This is a genomic window from Embleya scabrispora DSM 41855 (assembly GCF_000372745.1).
Taxonomy (GTDB): domain Bacteria; phylum Actinomycetota; class Actinomycetes; order Streptomycetales; family Streptomycetaceae; genus Embleya; species Embleya scabrispora.
In genome coordinates, this window is sequence record NZ_KB889562.1 from 292,661 (window position 1) to 313,659 (window position 20,999).

17 protein-coding genes are annotated in these 20,999 nt (G+C 72.5%); 6 read left to right on the forward strand and 11 right to left on the reverse strand.

Annotated elements, in window-relative coordinates:
- Positions 1-90: 90 nt before the first annotated feature.
- Genes A3IC_RS0103400 through A3IC_RS61755 form a run of 3 tightly spaced genes read right to left on the reverse strand, consistent with a single transcriptional unit; the run spans position 91 to position 4,097 of the window.
- Positions 91-2,631, reverse strand: coding sequence for an FtsX-like permease family protein (locus tag A3IC_RS0103400; protein WP_020548660.1), 2,541 nt, complete (start codon positions 2,629-2,631; stop codon positions 91-93).
- A 6-nt stretch (positions 2,632-2,637) separates the two neighbouring features.
- Complete coding sequence (locus tag A3IC_RS0103405; protein ID WP_020548661.1) at positions 2,638-3,417, reverse strand: ABC transporter ATP-binding protein; 780 nt, start codon at positions 3,415-3,417, stop codon at positions 2,638-2,640.
- On the reverse strand, positions 3,414-4,097 hold the full coding sequence (locus tag A3IC_RS61755; RefSeq protein ID WP_158695792.1) for a DUF2269 family protein: 684 nt from the start codon (positions 4,095-4,097) through the stop codon (positions 3,414-3,416). Before A3IC_RS61755 ends, A3IC_RS0103405 begins: the two co-directional genes overlap by 4 nt.
- A gap of 314 nt (positions 4,098-4,411) precedes the next feature.
- Here A3IC_RS61755 and A3IC_RS52255 point away from each other — a divergent pair, with 314 nt between their 5' ends.
- Both A3IC_RS52255 and A3IC_RS0103425 read left to right on the forward strand, forming a co-directional pair.
- Positions 4,412-5,791, forward strand: coding sequence for a sensor histidine kinase (locus A3IC_RS52255; protein WP_020548663.1), 1,380 nt, complete (start codon positions 4,412-4,414; stop codon positions 5,789-5,791).
- On the forward strand, positions 5,788-6,462 hold the full coding sequence (locus A3IC_RS0103425) for a response regulator (protein WP_020548664.1): 675 nt from the start codon (positions 5,788-5,790) through the stop codon (positions 6,460-6,462). The genes A3IC_RS52255 and A3IC_RS0103425 overlap by 4 nt, the downstream gene beginning before the upstream one ends.
- Before the next feature lie 188 nt (positions 6,463-6,650).
- Here A3IC_RS0103425 and A3IC_RS0103430 read toward each other — a convergent pair whose 3' ends face one another.
- From A3IC_RS0103430 to A3IC_RS0103440, 3 genes are all read right to left on the reverse strand, one after another.
- Positions 6,651-9,185: an ABC transporter permease gene (locus A3IC_RS0103430; RefSeq protein ID WP_026217843.1), complete on the reverse strand. Its 2,535-nt coding sequence runs from the start codon at positions 9,183-9,185 to the stop codon at positions 6,651-6,653.
- On the reverse strand, positions 9,185-10,018 hold the full coding sequence (locus A3IC_RS0103435; protein ID WP_020548666.1) for an ABC transporter ATP-binding protein: 834 nt from the start codon (positions 10,016-10,018) through the stop codon (positions 9,185-9,187). The genes A3IC_RS0103430 and A3IC_RS0103435 overlap by 1 nt, the downstream gene beginning before the upstream one ends.
- Before the next feature lie 167 nt (positions 10,019-10,185).
- On the reverse strand, positions 10,186-11,652 hold the full coding sequence (locus A3IC_RS0103440; protein ID WP_205354154.1) for an MFS transporter: 1,467 nt from the start codon (positions 11,650-11,652) through the stop codon (positions 10,186-10,188).
- 256 nt (positions 11,653-11,908) lie between these two features.
- Between A3IC_RS0103440 and A3IC_RS0103445 the strand changes: the two genes are divergently transcribed.
- Both A3IC_RS0103445 and A3IC_RS0103450 read left to right on the forward strand, forming a co-directional pair.
- The gene (locus A3IC_RS0103445; RefSeq protein ID WP_020548668.1) at positions 11,909-12,400 is read left to right on the forward strand and encodes a hypothetical protein; all 492 of its coding nucleotides are present in this window, start codon (positions 11,909-11,911) and stop codon (positions 12,398-12,400) included.
- A 433-nt stretch (positions 12,401-12,833) separates the two neighbouring features.
- Positions 12,834-13,913, forward strand: coding sequence for an aminotransferase class V-fold PLP-dependent enzyme (locus tag A3IC_RS0103450; protein WP_020548669.1), 1,080 nt, complete (start codon positions 12,834-12,836; stop codon positions 13,911-13,913).
- A gap of 331 nt (positions 13,914-14,244) precedes the next feature.
- On the opposite strand, the gene A3IC_RS0103455 is transcribed toward A3IC_RS0103450, so the two are convergent.
- Positions 14,245-15,126, reverse strand: coding sequence for a TIGR03620 family F420-dependent LLM class oxidoreductase (locus A3IC_RS0103455; RefSeq protein ID WP_020548670.1), 882 nt, complete (start codon positions 15,124-15,126; stop codon positions 14,245-14,247).
- Between the two features lie 267 nt (positions 15,127-15,393).
- On the opposite strand from A3IC_RS0103455, the gene A3IC_RS72375 reads away from it, so the two are divergent.
- Entirely contained in the window at positions 15,394-16,323 is a 930-nt protein-coding gene (locus A3IC_RS72375; protein ID WP_281174454.1) for an AIM24 family protein, read from the forward strand.
- 88 nt (positions 16,324-16,411) lie between these two features.
- Here the strand turns inward: A3IC_RS72375 and A3IC_RS0103465 are convergent, their stop codons facing one another.
- The 3 genes from A3IC_RS0103465 to A3IC_RS0103475 form a co-directional block, all read right to left on the reverse strand.
- Positions 16,412-17,272: a thioesterase family protein gene (locus tag A3IC_RS0103465; RefSeq protein ID WP_020548672.1), complete on the reverse strand. Its 861-nt coding sequence runs from the start codon at positions 17,270-17,272 to the stop codon at positions 16,412-16,414.
- A 114-nt stretch (positions 17,273-17,386) separates the two neighbouring features.
- Positions 17,387-17,815, reverse strand: coding sequence for a proteasome activator (locus A3IC_RS52265; RefSeq protein WP_020548673.1), 429 nt, complete (start codon positions 17,813-17,815; stop codon positions 17,387-17,389).
- Positions 17,816-17,860: 45 nt separating this feature from the next.
- Positions 17,861-18,190: a hypothetical protein gene (locus A3IC_RS0103475; RefSeq protein ID WP_020548674.1), complete on the reverse strand. Its 330-nt coding sequence runs from the start codon at positions 18,188-18,190 to the stop codon at positions 17,861-17,863.
- A 491-nt stretch (positions 18,191-18,681) separates the two neighbouring features.
- On the opposite strand from A3IC_RS0103475, the gene A3IC_RS64180 reads away from it, so the two are divergent.
- Positions 18,682-19,287: a PadR family transcriptional regulator gene (locus tag A3IC_RS64180; protein ID WP_079026232.1), complete on the forward strand. Its 606-nt coding sequence runs from the start codon at positions 18,682-18,684 to the stop codon at positions 19,285-19,287.
- Positions 19,288-19,442: 155 nt separating this feature from the next.
- Here A3IC_RS64180 and A3IC_RS0103490 read toward each other — a convergent pair whose 3' ends face one another.
- Positions 19,443-20,816: an SDR family NAD(P)-dependent oxidoreductase gene (locus A3IC_RS0103490; RefSeq protein ID WP_020548676.1), complete on the reverse strand. Its 1,374-nt coding sequence runs from the start codon at positions 20,814-20,816 to the stop codon at positions 19,443-19,445.
- Positions 20,817-20,999: the final 183 nt, after the last annotated feature.

Below are 20,999 nucleotides of genomic sequence, written 5' to 3' on the forward strand. Positions count from 1 at the left end.
CGAATCATCCAGCCCGACCGGCGTTTGAGGCCACCTCGGCCGGAGGTCGGATTCGACCAGCCCGTCCGGCGCTTGAGGACGACGACGTACCTACTCGGTCGCAACCGAGCGCAGGACCGGCAACCGCGCAGCCCGCGCAGCGGGCCTCGCCCCGGCCGCCAGGCCACCGAGCGCGCCCACCCCCACCAGCACCGCCAGTTGCACCGTGGGCACCGAGAACGGCAGCGCCGCCCCCGTGTTCGCACCGCCGATCGCGCGGATCGCCACCCAGCCCAGGAACAGGCCCACCACGAGCCCGCTCGCCGCCCCGATCACCGCGACCAGCGTCGACTCCCAGCGCAGCGCCGACCGCACCTGGGAGCGCGCCGCGCCGATCGCCCGCAACAGACCCAGTTCGCGGGTGCGTTCGTAGGCCGCCAGGGACAGCGTGTTGGCGATCCCGCCGAGCGCGATCACCAGTGCGAGCGCCAGCAGCACGTAGACCACCGCCACCAGCGTCTGCAACATCGCGGCCCGCGCCCGCACGAACCCTTCCCGGTCGCGTACCGGCGGCGCGCCGTAGTCCTTGGCCAACCGCTCGACCGCGGCCTCGACCGTGTCCGTCGAGGTGCCCGGCGCCAACCGCAGCACCGTCGCCGCGTCCAGGGCCGCGTCCGCATGCGACTCCCACGCGATGCGATCGATGAGGTAGTCGCCGACCACGGCCGTGCGGTCGTACAGCCCGGTGACCGTGAACGACTGCCGCGCGCCGTCCGGGAAGGTGACCTCGGCGGTCGAACCGAGCTGCCACCCCCGGTCCTTGGCGCTGTCCGCGGACACCGCCATACCGTTCGCGCCGAGCCCGGTGACCCGCCCCTTCTTCACGTCGAGATCGAACAGCCGGTCCAGCCGGGCCGAGTCCACGGCCAGCAGTTGCCGACTGTGCCCGTCCACGAGCGCGCCCGCGTTGCGGATCCCGGTCGCCGCGACCACGCCTGGCAACTCGGCGGCCCTGCGGGTGAGTTCGGGGCTGTGGCCGCCACCGGCCCAGCCGCCGGGCGAAGATCCGCCGATCACCAGCTGTCCCGCGATCACCTTGCGGGTCTGGTCGCCGGCGCCCTCCTTGAGCGAGGCCGCGAACACCGCGAACAGTGTGACGATGGCGATCCCGAGCAGCATCGCGGTCGCCGCACCGGCCGTCCGGCGCGGGCTGCGCAGCAGGTTGCCGCGGGCCAACGCGCCCGGCGCTCCCCGCAGTCGCGGCAGCGGCGCGGTCAGCGGTCCGCCGGCCGCCCGGATGCCCGCCGGGGCGACCAGCAGCACCCCCGCGAGCAGGGCCGGGGCGGCGATCGCCAGGCCCACCAGGCCACCGCCGGCGATGCCCACCGCGAGGCCGGCCGCGAGTAGCACCAAGCCCACGATCAACCGCCGGCGCGGCAGCTCGGTGCGCTCCGCGCCCGCCCCGCGCAGCGCCGTCACCGGTGCCACCCGCGAGCCGCGCACGGCCGGCACCAGGGCTGCGAACGCGGTCACCAGGATGCCGACGGGCAGCACCGTGAGCGCGGTGGACGCCTTGAACGTCAGTCCCCGGGCGGGTAGTTCGAAGCCCAGTCCGGCGAACAGCTCCTTGAGTCCGGCGGCCAGGCCGAGCCCGGCCGCCAGGCCGAGCGCGGAGGCCACCACGCCGATCACCAGGGCCTCGATCAGGGCCTGCCGCAGCGCCTGACTCCGACTCGCGCCCAGCGCCCGCATCAGCGCGACCTCGCGGGTGCGCTGTGCGGCCACCACGGAGAACGTGTGGTTGATCGAGAAGGCCGCGACGACCAGCGCGATCGCGGCGAAGACGGTCAGGAACGTGCGGAAGACGCGCAGGAAGCTGTCCTCCACGGCGGACACCGCCTCGCCGGTGGCCACACTGCCGGGCACCGCCTGGACGTCGGCCGGCAGCGCCCGCTGGATCCGCGCGGCCAAGTCCTTCTGGTCGGTGCCGGACACGGCCCGGACCGCGATCGTGCCGACCTTGCCGGGGTCGCGCATCACGTACCGGCGCGCGCCGTCGAGGTCGAAGGCGGTGTAGGAGCCGCCGCCGAAGGCGTCCAGGTCACCGAAGGTGGCCACGCCCACGATGGTCACCGGCACCGGCCCGGGGGTGAGCACGGTGACCCGGTCTCCGGGCCTCAGGTGCCCCTGCTTGGCGCTACCCCGGTCGATCACCACCTCGTCGGGCGCCGTCGGCGCGCGGCCGGTGGCCAGCCGATACGGCGTCAGGGCCGGGTCGGCTATCCAATTGCCCGCCATCCGAGGGCCGTTGCCGGTCAGCGCCTTGCCGTCCTTGCCGACCACCTGGCCATAACCCTGGATCACCGGTTCGGCGCCCGCGACACCGGGCACCGCCCGGACCCGGTCCACCAGCACCGCGTCGATCGCGCCGCGCTGGGTGCCGGGTCGGTCGGTGACCGAGGTGGCGTTGCGCACCACCACGTCGGTACCGGCGCCGCTGTCTCGGATCAGCCCGCCGACGGAGGAGTTCATCGTGTCGGCGAGCACGAGCGCGCCGGAGAGGAAGGCCGTGCCCAGCAGCACGGCGAGGGCCAGTCCCACGAGCCGGCGTTTGCGAGCCCACAGGTTGGCGAGCGAGAGTCGAATCAGCATCGAATGTCACTCCCCTCGGGCGCCGGCACCCGCGGCGACGCGGTCGAACGCCTTCATCCGGTCCAACACCCGATCCGGTGTCGGCGCCTGCATGTGGTCGGCTATCCGACCGTCGGCCAGGAAGACCACGCTGTCCGCGTAACCCGCGGCGACCGGGTCGTGGGTGACCATCAGCACGGTCTGCCCCAGTTCGTTCACGGCGTCGCGCAGCAGTGCCAGCACCTCGGCGCCGGAGCGCGAGTCGAGGTTGCCGGTCGGCTCGTCGGCCATCACGATCTCCGGCCGGCCGACCAGTGCCCGGGCCACCGCGACCCGCTGCTGTTGCCCGCCGGAGAGCTCGCCGGGTCGGTGGTGCAGCCGCTGCTCCAACCCGACCGCGGCGACCACCCGGTCCAGCCAGGCCGGGTCCGACTTGCGGCCCGCGAGTGACGCGGGCAGCACGATGTTCTCCAGCGCGGTCATCGTGGGCAGCAGATTGAACGCCTGGAAGACGAACCCGATCCGGTCCCGGCGCAACCGGGTGAGCTGCCGGTCGGTGAGCGAGCCCAGCTCGGTGTCACCGAGGAAGACCGCGCCGTCGGTGACGTCGTCGAGGCCGGCCAGGCAGTGCAGCAGCGTGGACTTGCCGGATCCCGAGGGACCCATCACGGCGGTGAACCTGCCGCGCGGGAAGCCGATGGTGACGTCGTCCAGGGCGCGCACGACGGTGTCCCCCTCGCCGTGCACCCGTGCGACGTGTTCGGCGCGCGCCGCGTAGTCGTTCGTGGGGTCGATGGTGGTGGTCATGACGATCCTTCTCGGGAGAGGGGACGAGACGAACGAAGGGATGCGGGTCGGCCCGTACCGGCGGGCACCCGCTTGGCGTCGGCCGGGTCGTCCTCGACGACGACGGCCGAGGCGCGTCGAGCGCGCGGCGTAGCGTCTGTGCGCCGGCCGGACCGGGGCCGACCGCGGTCGCGGTCGCGGTCGCCGGAGGGCTTGAAGACGGACAGCGCCGTCGAGACGATCAGCGCGAGCAGCTGGAAGATCACCACGATCAGGTGCCAGGTCTGCAGCGGCGGCAGCGCGTCCGCGTTTCCGCCGGAGGCGGAGGCGGCGATCATCCGATGCGCGAACTGGCTGACCACGCCGGCGCCGGCCACGATCACCGCGATCAGCAGCACGATCTTGATCTTGATCCACAGGTGCCGCCACAACCCCCACGGCGTCCGCAGACACAGCAGCACGCCGGTGATCAGGGACAACACAGCGAACGGGATGCCACCCGCCAGCGCGAATATCCGCATCAGCTGATAGGCGCCGTGTCGCAGCGCGGGGTCGTCGGTCCAGCGGGCCACGACGGCGATCAGCAACATGACCCACTCGACGCCCAGCAGGCCGACCGCGAACACGACGTGCCCGGAGTTGACCGCTCTGCGCACCGACCTCGAATAGCGCCGTTTCCCGGTCGTCGGGGACGCGTTCACGGTGACCTCCTGGAAGCATCGGCGGGCGGGGCGCGGGGTCGGGGCGTGGACCCGAACCGCGGCGGCGAGGTGCGGAAGCGGCTTCGCTCCGGGGCCTCGTCGACGGGATCAACTCTCCCGATTCGCGGCCCGGCCGGCGTCCGGCCGGGGGATGCACCGGACCTGCTGCCCCGGCAGGTCGAAGGGGCCGTCGACCAGCACGTTCCTGCTTCCTGGGGAGCAGTCCGCACGGCCCCGCCTGCTTCCCCGGGAGCATGCGACAAGCCCACGCGCAGCCGACGCGCGCGGCCCCCACGCCCCCTACCGTTGATCACATGACGTGCCCTTCGAACCTCCCGACCCGGCGTCCGGGCTCGCGGCCCGAACCACCGTGGTCGCGGGTTCCCCGCCCCGGCGCGCACTGGCTCGCGCACACCCTCGGCCCGGTCCCGCCCGTCGTGCGCGACATCGCGCTCGGGGTGCTGGTCTGCGTGGTGCAACTGGGCACGATGCTCTTCGCGGCGCACCGCCAACCGGACGCCGCCGTGGGCATGGACGTGTGGGGTGTGCTGCTGATCGTCGCCGGTCCCCTGGCGCTGATCGTGCGCCGCCGCCACCGCGCCGGCGTACTTTTGGTCGCGGTCGGCACGGCGCTGACCTACACGATGCTCGACTATCCGCGCGGTCCGATCTTCTTCGCGATGATCATCGCGCTGTGGGGCGCCTTCGCCGCCGGACTGCGCCTGTTGGCGTATGTGGTCCTGGTGCTGGGCTACACCGGCTTCGTCTGGATCTCGCCGCTGGTGACCTCCGAGTCGACGCCCGACCTCGCACCCGCGTTCGGCATCGCCGCGTGGCTGCTGGTGCTCGCGGGCATCGGCGAGGTGGTCCGACTGCGCCGCGCGTTCAACCTCGCCGAGGCGCAGCGGGCCCGGGTGCAGTCGCTCGGCCTGGCCGAGGCCGAGCGCCGCCGAGCGGGCGACGAACGGCTGCGGATCGCCCGCGAGTTGCACGACGTGCTCGCACACCACATCTCGCTGATGAACGTGCAGGCGTCGGTGGGCCTGGAGTTGATGGACTCCTCGCCGGAGCAGGCCCGCGAGGCGCTGACCGCGGTCAAGTACGCGAGTCGGGAGGCGCTGCGCGAGTTGCGCTCGGTGCTGGACATCCTCAAGGGCGACTCGGTCGACCGATCGGGTCCGGACGGCGCCCCGCGCGCGCCCACCGCGGGTCTGGATCGGCTCGACGACCTGGTCGCGCGCACCTCGGCCGGCGGGCTGACCGTGCGGGTCGAGCGCGCCGGCACCGCCCGCCCACTGAGCTCGGCGGTGGACCTGGCGGCATACCGGATCGTGCAGGAGGCGCTGACCAACACGCTGCGGCACGCCGCGGCGAGCGAGGCCGTGGTCGGGGTGACCTACGGCGAGACCGGTTTGGAGTTGTCGATCCGCGACAACGGCCGAGGTCCCGAGCCGAGGCCGGCCCCCGCCGACGCGCTGACCTCCGGCGGCAACGGACTGCACGGCATGCGCCAACGGGCCGCCGCGCTCGGTGGCCGCTGTATGGCGGGGCCGGTGCCCGGGCGTGGCTTTCACGTCCAGGCGCACCTGCCCTACGGTGATCGCGCCGACGGGCATGATGGCAGCGGACATGCGCCGACCGAGTCGGCGGCGATAGCCGGCGGCCCGACGCGGCCCATCGAGGGGGACACATGATCAGGTTGGTGCTGGCCGACGACCAGGCCCTGGTGCGCGCGGGCTTTCGGGCGCTGCTGTCCGCGCAGCCGGACATGGAGGTCGTGGGCGAGGCGGGCGAGGGCACCGAGGCGATCCGGCTCACCCGCGAACTGCGCCCCGATGTCGTGCTGATGGACATTCGCATGCCGGGCATGGACGGCCTGGAGGCGGCCCGGGTGATCGCGGCGGACCCGGTGCTGACCGACGTGCGGGTGGTCATCCTGACCACGTTCGACCTCGACGAGTACGTCTTCGAGGCGCTGCGCAACGGTGCGAGCGGCTTCCTGGTCAAGGACACCGAACCGGCCGAACTCCTGCGCGGGGTGCGGGTGGTCGCAGCGGGCGACGCGTTGTTGTCGCCGAATGTGACCCGCCGGTTGATCGAGGAGTACGCGGCCGGCGCCTCGCGCCCCACCGCCTCGCCCTCCGCCGAACTGGCCCTGCTCACCGAACGCGAGCGGGAGATCGTCGGGCTGGTCGGTCGCGGGCTGTCCAACGACGAGATCGCCGAACACCTGGTGCTCAGCCCGCTCACCGCGAAGACCCACGTGAGCCGGGCGATGACCAAGCTGTCCGTGCGCGATCGGGCCCAACTGGTGGTCTTCGCCTACGAAACGGGCCTGGTCACGCCGGGCCGCACGTCCCCTTGAGCAATCGAGGCGACCCGGCCCGACCCGGGCCCGGCTGACGAACCGACGAACCGCGGCGGGGCCGCACCGCCCGGCAACGCCGGGCAGGGCCCGGTCGCGAAGCACACGAAGGCGCCGGACGGACCGGAATCGGTCCGTCCGGCGTTCGTGGTGCGCCTACTTCGGCCCCCGGCCCACTGTCACGCGCCCTACTCCTTGGCGCCGACCGCGTCGATCGGAGCCAGCCGCAACAACCGGCGGGCCACCGGGGCCACCGTCAGCGGCGCCAGGAGCAGCGCCGCCGCGCTGATCGCCAGGCAGAGCGGCAGCGGCACATACGGGACGGTGGTGCCGTACGAGCCCTTGTTGACCGGGACCAGTGTGGCCAGCGCCACCGACAGGCCCAGCCCCAGACCGATCACACCCACCATGATCGCCTCGCGGCGGATCACCGCCCGGACCTGACCGGTGGTGCTGCCGATCATCCGCATCAGGCCCAACTCCCGTGTACGAGCCGCGGTGGTGACCGCCATCGTGTTGATCGCGGCGATCGTCGCGAAGCCGGCGAGGATGACCAGCATCACGTAGTTCAGCCACTTGTTGGTCTCGCGGTCCTTGTCCACCTGGGTGGCATAGCCGGCCCGATCCGCGACCGAAGCGCCCGGGTGACGGCCGGTCAGCGTGGTCAGCGCCGCGTCGGTGGCGCGGGTGTCCGCACCGCCGGCGAACTTCACCAGCAAACGTGTGTCCATCGCGCTCTGCACGTGTCCGGCAACCGCGGCCCGCGGCAGCGTCACGGCCGCGGTGCCCAGACCCCGGTCGTACAGGGCCACCACGGTCGGCCTGATCTCCGTGCCGTCGCCGAGCCACATCGACACCTGCCCGCCGACCCTGCCGTGCAGCGCCGAGGCGATCATCCGGTCCAACGCGACCGCTCCGCCCGCCGGTTGCGGCGCGCCGGGCCGCAGGGCGTCGGTGGCGCCCTCGCGCACGTCCAGGTCCAGCGTGTTCGCCAGGTCCTGTGTGGTGCCGCCGATACCCTGCGCGCTCTGCTTCTCCAGGCCGCCGCTGCGGACGATCACGACCGAGGTGTTCAGCACCGAGGTCACCGACGCGACTCCGGGAGTGCCCGCGACATCGGCGGCGGTCTGCGCGGTGAATCCGGGCCCGGCGAGCACCCGGTCCGCGGTCACCGCGTCCTTGGACTGCACGCTCGCATAGTGGTCCTCGGCGGCGAACATGAAGCTCAGCGTCGCGGCGAAGGCGACCGACAGCGCGATCGGGGTGATCGCCGAGGCCAGGCGCCGGGAGTTGGCCCGGGCGTTGTCGAACGCGAGTTGCCCGGTGGTGCCGAACAGGCTTCCCACCCAACCGAGCAACGACACCAGCACGTGCGCCAGGCTCGGGCCGAGCAGGCCGATCGCGACCATGAACAGCATGATCACGCCACCGGCCGCGCCGACCGCGTCGTCGCCGGTCGCGTTCAGCGCGACCCGGGTCACCGCGATCGCGCCACCGAGCGCGCCGAGACCGAGCACCAGCCGGAACCAGCCGACGAAGGCCCTTTCGGTGGCGGCGTCGCCCAGTGCCTCGGTGGGCCTGATCTTCGCACTGCGCCGGGCCGCGAGCAGCCCCGCGCCCAGTGCGGTGAGCGTGCCCGCCCCGACCGCGACGAGCATCGGGATCGGGCCCACCGACAGCGTGACGCCGTGCGCGATCAGGCCGCGATCGTCCATCGCGTCGAACCACCAGCGAGCCAGCAGCGTGCCGGGCAGCGCCCCGAGGACGCCCGCGACCAGCGAGACCAGGCCGGTCTCGGTCGCGATCATCCGGCGGATCTGCCACGGCGTGGCGCCCACGGCGCGCAGCAGGGCGATGTCGCGGCGGCGCTGGCCGACCGACAGCGCGGTCGCGCCGGCGACCACGAAGATCGCCACCGCGAGCACGATGCCGCCCAGGGTGCCGCCGATGGAGGTGAGCATTTCCTTGGTGTCGCCGAACAGGGCATACTCGGCCACACCGCGGGCGTCGCCGGTGGACACCTTCGCGCCGGTGCCGGCCAGCGCGGTGCGCACGTCCCGGGCGACCTTGCCGGTGTCCGCGCCGGCCGCCGGGAGCACCCCGATCGCGGTGACCGTGCCGGGGTGTCCGGCCAGTCGCTGCGCCTCCGCGTCCGCCACGTACAGGTGTGCGCCGCGGCCCGGCACCACGCCGCTCACCCGCAGCGCGACCTCGCCGCCGGGTGTGGCCACCCGCAGCGTGTCGCCGACCTTGGTCGAACCCGCGGCGGCCGTGGTCAGTACGGCCTGCCCCGCTCCGGGCGCGGTGCCCTCGCGGGTGCCGGCCAGCGGCGCCGAGGACCACCCGTGGGCGTCCAGGACGGCCCGGTCGGTCTGCGCCGGGAAGGTCAGGTCGGGAATGACCGTACGCACTCCGGGCACCGCGGCGATCCGGCCCGCGAGCCCGGCGTCGATCCGGGAGCGCTCGGGCAGCGGCGCCGACTCGGTGTAGGTGCCCTCACCGTGGCCCAGCCGCTTGCTCACCTTGTCCGGGCCGCTGACCAGCACGGGTGTGTCGGCGTAGCGCTCGGGCGCGGCGTGCGCGCGCAGACCGCTCTCCATGAACACGCCGCACATCGTGACCAGCATCGCGGCGAACATCATCGCCACGAACGAGCCCGCGAAGGACGCGGGTCGAAAGCGCACCGAGGTGCGCGCGAGGCCGTTGGGTCGAAGAAGAGACATCAGGCGGCCTGTTCCTGTCGGGTGCCCACCTGCGAGAGGTCGACCATCCGGGCGGCGACCGCCTCGGGGGTGGGCCGGTGCAGCTCACCCGCGAGGTTGCCCGCGGCCAGGAAGACCACCCGGTCCGCGTAGGACGCGGCGACCGGGTCGTGGGTGACCATGACGACGGTGGCGCCGGTGTGGTCCACCGCGCGGCGCAGCAGGGTGAGCACCTCGGCGGCGGTGGTGGTGTCCAGTGCGCCGGTGGGCTCGTCCGCGAACAGCACGTCGGGCCGGGTGACCAGCGCGCGGGCGATCGCCACGCGCTGTTGCTGGCCGCCGGACAGTTGGGCGGGCCGCCGGCTCGCGTGCCGGTCCAGGCCGACCATCGCGAGCACCTCGGCGGCACGCCTGCGGTCGGCGCGTACCCCCGCCAGGCGCAGTGGGAGCAGGACGTTCTTCTCCACGGTCAGCGACGGCAGCAGGTTGAACGCCTGGAAGACGAAGCCGAGCCGAGTCCGGCGCAGCCGGGTGAGGTCGTTCTCCTTCATCGCGGTCAGGTCGTCGGTGCCCAACAGCACCCGGCCGCCGTCCGGCCGGTCCAGGCCCGCGGCGCAGTGCAGGAATGTGCTCTTGCCGGATCCGGACGGACCCATCACGGCGGTGAACGTGCCCCTGGGGATGGCCAGGTCGATGCCGCGCAGCGCGTGCACCGCCGACGCGCCCTTGCCGTACGCCTTGGTCACCGCGTCCAACCGCACCGCGCAGTCGACCGACGCGGGCGCCGCGTACCGCGGGGTGTGCGCGGCATCCTTCTTCGCCTGCCGTGCACCGCGACCGCCTCGCCCGAACATGCTGCCTCCCGTACTTCGTAACGCCCTGTCGAAACCAACAGGTTCGACGCTACGGATCGGGGGGTGTGCGGCACGAGGGTGCGACCACGCGGATCGGGGGTGGGGTCAACCCCACCCCCGGGCGGGGGCAGGAACGCGAGGCGCCGGGGCGACGCCCCGGCCGGTGCTCAGGCGACGGGGCGGGCGGCCGGCTTGGCCCGGCTGGGCACCACGAAGGTGACGCCGAGGGCGACGAGCGCGGCGACGGCGGCGCAGACGAAGGTCAGGACGAAGCCGCGTTCGGCGGGCAGTCCGCCCGGACCGGGGTTGGCGGTGAGCAGCGTCGTGGATATCGCGCTCGCGCAGGACATGCCCACGGTGCGGGCGATCGTGTTGATGCCGGTGGCGATGCCGGTCTGCTCGACCGGGACGGCGCCCACGATCAGGTTGGCCATCGCCGACATGGCGAGCCCGATGCCGATGCCGAAGACGAACATGGCGACCAGGATGTGCCAGCCGCTGGTGTGCAGCAGCGCCAGGAACGCGAAGCCCGCGGCCATCAGTACGCAGCCGGCGACCATCGCCATCTTCGAGCCGAACCGTTTGTCGATCACGCCCGCCATCGGGCCGATCAGCAACATCGCGAAGGCTTGCGGGAGCACGTACAGACCGGACACGGTCACCGTCGTGCCGAAGCCGTAGCCGGTGCTCTCGGGCATCTGCAGAAAGCGCGGGACCAGCAGCATGCCCGCCATCATCGAGAAGCCGACGAGCAGGCCGCCGAGGTTGGTCGCCCACACTCCGCGCAACCGCATCACCCGCATGTCCACGAGCGGTTCGTCCGCGCGCGACTCGGCGAACACCCACAGCCCGAGGAAGACGAAGCCGGCCACGAACAGGCCGACGGTGTTCGGCGAACCCCAACCCCAGGACTCGCCCTTGCTCAGCGCCAGCATCACGCCGACCAGGCCGAGCGACAACAACGCGCCGCCGAGCCAGTGGATCCTCGCCTTGACCCGGACCGGCGATTCGGGGATCAGGAACCACGAGGCGATCGCGGTGACCAGGCAGGTCGTCATCGGGATCCAGAACAGCCAGTGGTAGGACAGGTGGTCCATGATCGGGCCGGTGACCACGATGCCTATACCGCCGCCGATGCCCATGATCGCGGACATCAGACCGATCGCACCGGCCCGGCGCTCCGGCGGGAACTCGTCGCGCACGATGCCGAAGGAGAGCGGGAACACCGCGCCGCCGAAGCCCTGGATCACCCGGCCGATGATCATCAGTCCGACCGAGTCGGCGAGCGCGCACACCAACGAGCCGAACGCGAGCATGCCGATGGTGAACACGAACAGGCGCTTCTTGCCGTACATGTCGCCCAGGCGCCCGAGGATGGGCGTGGTCACCGAGGCGCACAGCAGGTAGCCGGTCATCAGCCACGAGGTGGCGTCGGCGCTCGCACCGATCTCGGTCTGGATCTGCGGAAGGGCCGGCGCCAGCATCGACTGGAGCAGCGAGTAGGTCAGCGCACCCATGATCAGGACGAGCAGAACGAAACCCGTCCGGCTCATGCCCGCGGGCGAGGTCGTGAGCGGGGTTCGGGGTGCGACGGGCGGGACAGTGGCGGACGGCGCCTGCTGCGCGCTCTTCAAGGCTGGTTCCTTACATGTACGGGCCACCGACAGGAATACACGGCGCCCCGTGACAGGGTTTTTGGTTGGGTGTACCAACCGACTTTATGCGCCCTCGGAACACTTGATCCCCGCCCGACGAGGACCAGGGGTAAATTCCCCGTAAGTATTTGATGAGCAGAAGCCGGCAACTCGCCAAATACCGGGCCAAACTCGACATGGGATTCTGTGCCAAGATCGATCTGACGCATCGTCACTTCCTGGGAAGGCAACCCCCGTGGCGGATCGAGAGCCCGAACTGCGCATCACCCACATCTCCGAAACCCCATGGCACGAGGTAAAGGCCCAGTCGCACGGCGGCCGACGCACCTCGGTCTGGGAGAAGTTCCTGGAGTGGTCCCCCGAGCGGATGGTCATCTACGCCCGCTACGACGCGGGGGTCGTGGTCGAACGGCACGGCCACATGTCCGAGCACTACGTCTTCGTGCTCGCCGGCGAGGTCCTGATCGGCGACCGCCCCTGCCCCACCGGCACCCACATCACCCTCGAACAGGGCGCCGCCTTCGGCCCCCTGATCGCCGGCCCCGAGGGCGCCACCCTGTACGAGATCATGTGCGGCGACCCCCGAGCGGTCCCGGCCGACCGCGAGGGCTTCGACCGCCTGTGCGCCGAACGCGACATCACCCCCCTCCCCAACCCCCCGGTCCCCTGGCCCAGCTGGCTCGCCACCCGCACCGACGGCGACCCGGGCGACGCGGACCGGCGCTAGGCGCCGGCGCACGATCCGAGGGGCGGCGGTCCTGTCGGCCCGGAATTCGACACGGGGCGGCCGATGGGGCGCCGCGCGGATCCGGATGGAGCGTGCGTGGCGTGGCCGGGTGCGACGGCCCCGCTGCGGCCGCCCGCCCCTGCGCCCGGAGCGGGGTGCGTCGCGGGTCGGAAGGCGGCACGCGGTGGCGGTGGGCGGATGGCGCGGGCCCTGGGGCATGCCGCCACCGCACGGAGCCGAGCGGCCTCCACCTCGGACCGAGCACGCGGCGCGCGGGTGTGAGCGGCTCGGCACGGTGGTCCGCTGGGCAGCCGGGTCGACCACCGGTGCGCATCCGCGCATGAGCGCAGCCTCCTCCTGCTCGCTGGAAATCAGGCCACCTGCCACAAGGTGGATCTGTTTCCGGAGGCCGCGAGGCGCCTAGCCTCGGGGCATGGACCTGAAACTGGACCCGAATCCGACCACGGACCCCAACTCGGTGCCGAGCCCGGCGCTTTCGCACTGGAGTGCCGAGCCCGGCTGGCTCAACACCGCGAGCAGCGGACTGCCACCGGACGTCGCCCTCGCGGCGCTGACCCGGGCCCAGGAGACCTGGCATCGCGGGCGTACCGACATGGACGGTTTCCACGCTGCCGGTGAGCGTGCGCGAGCGGCCTTCGGGCGTATCGTCGGCGCGCCGGCCGAGGCGATCATGGCGGGCAACACCACCTCCGGGCTGCTCGCACCGTTCGCCGCCGGGTTGCCGGCCGGTGGGCGACTCGTGGTGCCGGAGGTCGAGTTCACCTCGAACCTGTTCCCGTGGCTGGTCCAGGAGGCGCGGGGCGTCGAGGTGGTTACCGTGCCGGCTTCCGAACTCGTCGCGGCGATCGACGAACGCACCACCGCCGTCGCGTTCAGCCTGGTCCAGTCCGCCGACGGGTCGATCGCCGCCGAGTCGGACATCGTCGCGGCGGCCCGCGCGTACGGCGCGAGCGTCTACGTGGACGGCACGCAGGCGTGCGGGTGGCTGCCGGTGGACGCGACGCGGTACGACCTGTTCGTGGTCAGCGCCTACAAGTGGCTGATGACCCCGCGCGGCGCGGCCTACGGCTACGTCGCGCCGGAACTGGCCGCCCGCACCCTGCCGCACGCCGCCAACTGGTACGCCGGCGCGCCGGACGTCGACCCCTACTACGGTCCTCCGCTGCGCCTGACCGACACCGCGCGCCGGTTCGACACCTCGCCGTCGTGGTTCTGCCAGGTGGGCGCCGATCCCGCGCTCGAACTGGTCGAGCGGATCGGCGTCGAGCACATCCACGCCCACGACGTCGCCCTGGCCAACCGCTTCCTGGCCGGCCTGGGCCTGCCTCCCGGCGACAGCGCGATCGTCGCGATCGACCTCCCCGACGCCCGGGCCCGCCTCGAGTCCGCCGACATCCGCGTCTCGGCCCGCGCGGGCCGCACCCGGCTCGCCTTCCACGTGTACAACACCGACGCCGACGTGGACGCGGCCGTCACCGCACTCACGTCCTGACCTCCCAAGACCCCGACGGCCACACCAAACAAGGCGAAACACCGAGCCGGCCGAAGCACGACGCCACGCGAGGCGGGACCCCCTGCCGCCGAGCGGAACGCCGAGTCGCGCGGGACGGGGAGCCGAGCCGGGTACGGCGGAACACCATGCCGCGCGGAGCACAAGGCCGGGCCGGCAAGGCGGAACGTCGAGCGGCGCGGAGCGGGACCCTGAGCCTGACGGGACGCCGGGCCGCGCGGAGCGCAACGCCGGGCCCGGCGAGACGAAACGCCGAGCGGCCCCACGGCCCCCACCCCCGCGCCCCGTCGCGCGCCGCGCCCCCGGGGGTGCCTCAGAGCAGTACCGCGGCCAGCGATCGCCAATCCGCCATCGGTGCGTCGGTCATCGTCTCGCCGAGGACCTGGACGCACACGTGGTCGGCGCCGGCGGCGAAGTGCGCGTCCACGCCCGAGCGGATCGCCGATTCGTCGCCCGAGACCACCAGTCGGTCGACCAGTCGTTCGCTGCCGCCGTCGGCGAAGTCGTCCTCGCTCAGACCCAGACGCAGCAGGTTGCGGCGGTAGTTGGGCAGTTCGAGGTAGATCCGCAGGTGCTCGCGGGCGCGCCGCAACACCGTCTCCCGGTCCGTGGCGACGACCACGGCCTGCTCCACCGCGAGCAAACGATCCGGACCCAACGCCGCGCGCGCCTGGGCGGTGTGCTCGGGCGTGACCAGATAGGTGTGCGCGCCCTCGGCCCGCTCCCGAGCCAGCTCCAGCATCCGCGGGCCGAGCGCCGCGAGCACGCGCGGCGGGCGCGGGGCATCGCCGCCGGCCGCGAAGTACAGCGCGGAGTCCATCGCGTCCAGGTACTCCCGCATGTGCGCGAGCGGCTTCTCGTATTTGCGCCCACCGGGCCGCAGTCCCTCGACCAACCCGCCGTGGCTGATCCCCAGTCCGGCCAGGAAGCGCCCCGGGTACGCCTCGTGCACCGTGCGCGTCGCCGCGTTGGCGGCCATCGCGTCCCGGGCCCACACGTTCGCGATGCCCGTCGCCGCGGCGATGCGCGGTGCGGCGCCCAGCACCAGGAGCGCCTGGGTGAACGCCTCACGGCCCACCGTCTCGCCCCACCACAGTGCGCCGTAGCCGAGTTCGTCGAACTCGGCCACGGTCTCGCGCAACCGCGGCACGGGCAGGAAGTCGAGCGCGGCGGTCCACAGCCCGATCCGGCCCAAACCCGGAACCAGCCCTCCCGCGGGCCCCTCCGACGGCCGAGGCCCGGCCGATGTCGGCATCGCCGACGGTATCGGTGTAGGTGCCGGTGTGGTCATGACGCACTCCCGAGATTCTGTAACGCTGTAACAGAGAGATTCCTCCGCACCCTACCCGTCGACATGGGTCACCCGTGGTTCCGAGGGAACCATCGACGCGGAATCATGGTCTGGTCACACGAACCAAGTGCCAACCGCACCCATGCCGTTGCCGGATCCGTCGGAGACCTCGTGCAGAGTCCGCTGTTCAACCACACGGTGAGCCAGTCCACAGAGCGCTACAGCCTGCAGAACGCGCACATGCTCCGGGTACTGCTGGCCCCGGAGGTGGGCACCGAGGTGCTCGCCCGCAAGGGCGCGATGGTGGCCTACCAGGGAAACGTGCAGTTCGAGGGGGCGTTCCAGACCGCCGCCGAGATCCGCACCGGCGCGCTGACCGGCGACATGCTCGATCTGATGCGCTGCCACGGACACGGCACGGTCTACCTGGCCAACCAGGCGCAGAGCATCCACATCCTGAATCTGCGCAACGAGTCGCTGATCGTCGAGGACGAGAACGTCCTGGCCCTGGACAACACGCTGAACTGGAGCGTCGTCCAGATCGACGCGGGCTACAACGTGGGCGGCATGGGCGCCTATTCGATGCAGATCGGCGGCACCGGCAAGATCGTGATCACCACGTCCGGCGCACCGCTGGTACTGCGCGCCTCCAACGACCGCGAGGTGTTCGCGGACGCCGACGCGGTGATCGCCTGGACCGCCGGCCTGCAGACCAGCCTCCAGGCGCAGACCACGTCGTCGCGGATCTGGCGCCGTCGCCGACAGACCGGCGAGGGCTGGACGATGGCCTTCATCGGCGAGGGCTACGTGGTGGTCCAGCCCAGCGAGATCCTGCCCGCCAACCTGACCGCGATGGACGGGAACCGCCTCGTGGGCATGGGCCGAGACGGCTTCCGGAACAACACGTGGGGCGGCCCCGGCGGCCCGCACGGCGCCCCGCCCCCGGCACCCGGGCCCGGCCCGTACGGCGCACCCGGTCCCTACGCCCCGGGCCAACCGGGCCCGTACGGCCCCGGCCCCCAAGGCCCCCAGGGTCCCTACGGCCCGCCCGGCCCGCAGGGCCCCTACGGTCCTCCCGGGCCGTACGGACCCCCGCGCTGACCCACGCCGGCCCACCGGCCCCCGCGCCGAGGCCACGGTCGGCCGCCTCACCCGCAAGCGGCCGACCCGCACCGCCGGCCGACCCGCCCTACGCCTCCCGCCGCCGAGGCGCCCGCGCCAACTGCCGGGACTGCGCGACCAGTCGATCCGCCGAATCCCACACCTCGCCGTCCTCCTCCAGGTAGCCGCCGGCCAGGTTGCGCGTGGTCAACGACACCCGCAGCCACCCCGGCACCGGCCTGGCCCGCACGTGCACGGTCAGCTCCACGGTCGGCACCCAGCCGCGCAGGCCCAGGTCGAACGCGGTCGGCGGGAGCGCGTCGACCGCGAGCAGCAGCGCGAGCGGATCCGGGTCACGGCCGTCCGCGAGCCGCCACCACGCGCGCATCTCGCCGCGTCCGGACGGCTTCCCGGTGAGCCAACCGGCCGTCGCCGGATCGAGCAATTGCTCGGTCCGGTCCATGAACGTGGTGCGCCGAAACGGCGCCACATCGGCAAAGCTCGCGGCGCACTCCGCGGGCGAGGGCAGTTCCGGCGGCCGGACGCCGGTCCGCACCTGCGGGTCCAACCCGGCCAGATCGCCGTACGAGGCGGTCACGTGCACCCGGGTCTCGCCGTCCTGCACGATCCGGGCGGTGCCGGTGCTGAGCGTGCGCCCCGTGCGCAATACCTCCGTCCGCACCTCGGCCGGCCCCGGGTGCGAGGTGGTCAGGTAGTGCGCGGTGATCGTGAACGGGTCGGGATGCGGCAGGGCCGCACCGAGCGCGCGGCCGGCGAGGGCGAGCAGGTACCCGCCGTTGAGGCCCATGCCGAACGCCCAGTCCGGCGAGAGCGTGGTGTCGTAGGTGCCCGGTGCGTCCGGGCGCGGGACGCACGTGGTGTCCCGATCCAGTTCGTGGCGCGGCGCGGCGGCGGCCGGCCCGGTCTCGGCGGATGCCTGCTCGGTCATGGTGACGACTCCACGGATGCTCGGCTGACGAGCAATCAGCTTGGCACAGTCATGGATTCGGGCCGCCGCCGCTCCCTCGCGGCCGGCGACCCGATGCCCGGCGTGGCCAAACGCTCACAGATACGAGCCGTCGTCCTCTCCGCCCGGGAACCCGTTCGGTGGTCCCACCTCGGCGTTGTTCCGCAACATCAGGCTCAACCGAATGCCGCCCCACAGCCCTTCCAGCCAGCCGATCAGCTGGGCGTGCACTATCCGCAATTCCGCCACGCTCGGCGCTCCGCCGTCGGCGAAGGGCCGGGCGAGCCGCTCCAGTTCCTCGTACAGGTCGGGTGCGAGCGAGCGCCGCAGCTCGGGCAACGAGCGCTCGTAGACCAGCCGCACCCGGCCGCGGCCGGACTCGTCCAGCGGCGCGTCGCGCAGTTCCTCCAAGAGGTGGCGGATCATCTCGGCGACACGCATCACGCGGTCCGGCGCCGGCACCAGTTCGCCGAGTGGACGCTGGTCATCCCCGTCCTGGGTGGTCGTGACAATCGGATCAACCATGCGCCGCGCCTACCCTGCGCAGAAGCCGGAAAACCGCCACCGGCTTCAGCCCCGGGACCGCGAGGCGGGCGGAGCGGGCGGCCCGGACTGTTCCCCATCGCACTCACGCACCGGCCCGGCGTGCTCGTCGGGCAGTGGATGAGCACGTGCCTCGTCGCCCTCGACCACCGGCTCGGCCGCCGGCCGATCACCCCGGGAAACCGGCGCGATCACCTCTGTCGACTCCCCCGCCGGCGTCGGCACCGGTACCCCGACCGCTTGCACATCCGCGGCCCGCTCCACCCGCGCCCGCGCCTTGGCGGCCCGAAGCACCACGATCACGCACGCAAGGAACGCCAGGTATGCGAGCACCCCCACCACCAACCAGGTCCACACAGCCCTCTCCCCACGCCGGTCGATCACCAAGAGCTATCAACCGAAATCTACCCGTTAGCGCGGCTCGCCCAACGCGTCTGGTGCGTCCGCCTCGTGCGGGTTCCGTGGAGAACCTGCGCAGGCCCGCCATCCGAAGGGGGACAACCGGTCGCCCGACCGGTCGGCGGCCCTCACGCCCCCGAAGGACGCGCGAGGGCCGGCCGGAGTTCCCCGACCCGCCCAACCCGATTCGTCGCGACCCTTTCACCTCGCCGATCGCACCGCAGCTCCCCGATCGAAGGCACTCCACACCACACGCTTGCGAAAGAAGCACTCCCGATATATCGTTGAGCCATCGCGAACGGTCGCGATACGTACAGAAGATCGATGCGGAAGATCAACGCGGAGGATCGACCGGGACAAACCGCAAGGCCAACCGCAAGACCAACCGCAAAATCGAACGCAAGGTCGACCGGCGGCTCGACGAGTCGCCTCCACACAAGGAGAAACCCATGCACCGCAGCAAAGGACGCCCCCAGTGGGGCGCTGAAGGACAAAACCGCCCGGCCTTCGGACCGTGGGGCCCGCCCGGCCCCGGTCCGTGGGGGCGCGGGCACGGCCACGGCGGCCGTGGCGGACCGGAGGGGCGCGGTCGAGGCCGTGGGCGTGGTCGCGCCCGGCGCGGCGACGTACGGGCCTCGATCCTGGCCCTGCTCACCGAACGGCCGATGCACGGCTACGAGATGATCCAGGAGATCGGCGAACGCACCGGCGGCGTGTGGAAGCCCAGCCCCGGTTCGGTCTACCCGACCCTCCAGCTCCTGGAGGACGAGGGTGTGATCGAGGGTGTCGAGGGCAGCGGCCGCAAGCTGTTCACCCTCACCGACGCCGGCCGCGAGGAGGCCGCCGCACTCCCCGAGGGCACCAAGCCCTGGGACGAGGCCAGCCAGGGCGTCGACTTCGAGGCGGTCCACGACCTGCGCTCGGCGATGCACGGCATCGGCGACGCACTGCGCCAGCTGATGATGAACGGCACCGAGGCGCAGCGGGCGAAGGCCCTGGAGGTCGTCACCGACACGCGCAAGCGGCTCTACCTGATCCTGGCCGAGGCCGACTGATGTGGGTCGCCCGGATCACCGATCACCGTCTGCGGCTCGGCAAGCCCGTGCCGCCGCACCGGCGGGTTCCGCGCAGGGTGTCCCGGTAGTCGAAACCGACTGCCGGGGCACCCTCCGGTCCGCTGGCCGAACCCGACCGTCGGGGTGCCCCTCGATCACCAGGGCGCGACCCGATAGTCCTTGAGGAAACACCCGAACACCGGCTCGCCCCGCTCCCCGCGCACGATGGGGTCGTACACCCGGGCCGCACCGTCGACGATGTCCAATGGCGTACGGAATCCGGCCGCCGCGACCCGCGCCTTGGCCGGCAGCGGTTTCTCGTCGGTGATCCAGCCCGTGTCCACGCTGGTCATATACACACCATCGGTGGCCAGTTCCTCGGCGCTGGTTCGGGTCAGCATGTTGAGCGCGGCCTTGGCCATGTTGGTGTGCGGATGCCCGGGCGACTTGTACGCGCGCCCGAACTGGCCCTCCACCGCCGACACGTTGACGATGTAGCGCCGCTCGCGCCCGGCCGCGCGCAGCAACGGCAGCAACCGGCTCACCAGCACGAACGGCGCGGTGACATTGACGAGTTGCACTTCGAGCAACTCCACCGGATCCACCTCGTCCACCCGCTTGGACCACGAGTTGGCCGAAGTCCGGTCCGGAATCAGCCCCGCCGCGTCCGGCTCGACCCGGGCCGGCTGCGCACCGAGCGGCGCGGCCGGGTCCCACCCGTCGGCGGGCGATCGGTCCGGCGCGAACGCACCGACCCCGGGCGCGAACTCGAACGCGCCGGCCCCCAGCGCGGCCCGCTCGGCCGCCAGCAACGGCCCGTACGCCGACGCCGGGCGCCGGATCGTCTGCGCCGCGTTGTTGACCAGGATGTCCAGCGGGCGGCCCTCGGCCACAAGTCGATCGCACCACGCCACCAGGCCGCCGAGATCGCGCAGGTCGATCGCGTGCACGTGCAGCCGGTGTACCCACGCGTCGTGGTCCGGCGCGGCGGCGAACCGCTCGTGCGTGTCGTGCGGGAAGCGCGACGTCACGATCACCTCCGCGCCGTCGCGCAGGAGCTTGAGCACCAGTTCGTGGCCGATCTTGACCCGACCGCCGGTGACCAGCGCCCGCCGCCCGGTCAGGTCGGTGCGCGCGTGGCGTCGTTGTCGGTTCTCCACCGCGCACGAGGGGCAGAGCCGGTGGTAGAAGCCGTCGACTCGCCGGTAGGGCTGCTTGCAGACGTAGCAGCGCAGCCCCATCTCGACCACGCCGACGCACGAGGGCAACCCGGTGTCGTCCAGCGGGAGGTCCTCGATCCGGTCGGCGGCGCCGAGCGCGGTCCGCTCGGTCACCGCGGTGCGCTCTCGGGTACGCAGCGCGCGCTGCTCGGCCCGGCGGCGATGGCGTCCGGAACGGATGAAGGAGGCGAGCACCTGCTCGATCCGCCGCCGCTCGGGTGCCTCCGGCGCCAGGTCGGACAGCGCGCCGAGTACGGCGAGGCAGTCCTCGAGGGATGGTGAGTCAGAGCGTGTGTCCGGGTCGTTCATGGGTCCCCCCGAGGGACGTGCGGCGGATCCGGCGGCCGGCCCTATGGCTCCGCGGGATCCGCGAGGCGGGCGTCAACCGGGCGCACTGGCGGCTCCCATCGGTTTGCTCCCTTCGCGGGCGGATCGTGGGCGCCTGCCGACGAAGCGTCGGGTCGGCACGTCGGCGGATCGCCGACGGAGCGT

Coding starts and splice junctions, on each gene's coding strand:
- A3IC_RS0103465 (WP_020548672.1), bottom strand. CDS start 17,272: ATGACCGAGCAGGCATCCGCCGAGACCGGGCCGGCCGCCGCCGCGCCG.
- A3IC_RS52265 (WP_020548673.1), bottom strand. CDS start 17,815: ATGGTTGATCCGATTGTCACGACCACCCAGGACGGGGATGACCAGCGT.
- A3IC_RS52255 (WP_020548663.1), top strand. CDS start 4,412: ATGACGTGCCCTTCGAACCTCCCGACCCGGCGTCCGGGCTCGCGGCCC.
- A3IC_RS0103435 (WP_020548666.1), bottom strand. CDS start 10,018: ATGTTCGGGCGAGGCGGTCGCGGTGCACGGCAGGCGAAGAAGGATGCC.
- A3IC_RS0103400 (WP_020548660.1), bottom strand. CDS start 2,631: ATGCTGATTCGACTCTCGCTCGCCAACCTGTGGGCTCGCAAACGCCGG.
- A3IC_RS64180 (WP_079026232.1), top strand. CDS start 18,682: ATGCACCGCAGCAAAGGACGCCCCCAGTGGGGCGCTGAAGGACAAAAC.
- A3IC_RS0103430 (WP_026217843.1), bottom strand. CDS start 9,185: ATGTCTCTTCTTCGACCCAACGGCCTCGCGCGCACCTCGGTGCGCTTT.
- A3IC_RS0103450 (WP_020548669.1), top strand. CDS start 12,834: ATGGACCTGAAACTGGACCCGAATCCGACCACGGACCCCAACTCGGTG.
- A3IC_RS0103425 (WP_020548664.1), top strand. CDS start 5,788: ATGATCAGGTTGGTGCTGGCCGACGACCAGGCCCTGGTGCGCGCGGGC.
- A3IC_RS0103405 (WP_020548661.1), bottom strand. CDS start 3,417: ATGACCACCACCATCGACCCCACGAACGACTACGCGGCGCGCGCCGAA.
- A3IC_RS0103490 (WP_020548676.1), bottom strand. CDS start 20,816: ATGAACGACCCGGACACACGCTCTGACTCACCATCCCTCGAGGACTGC.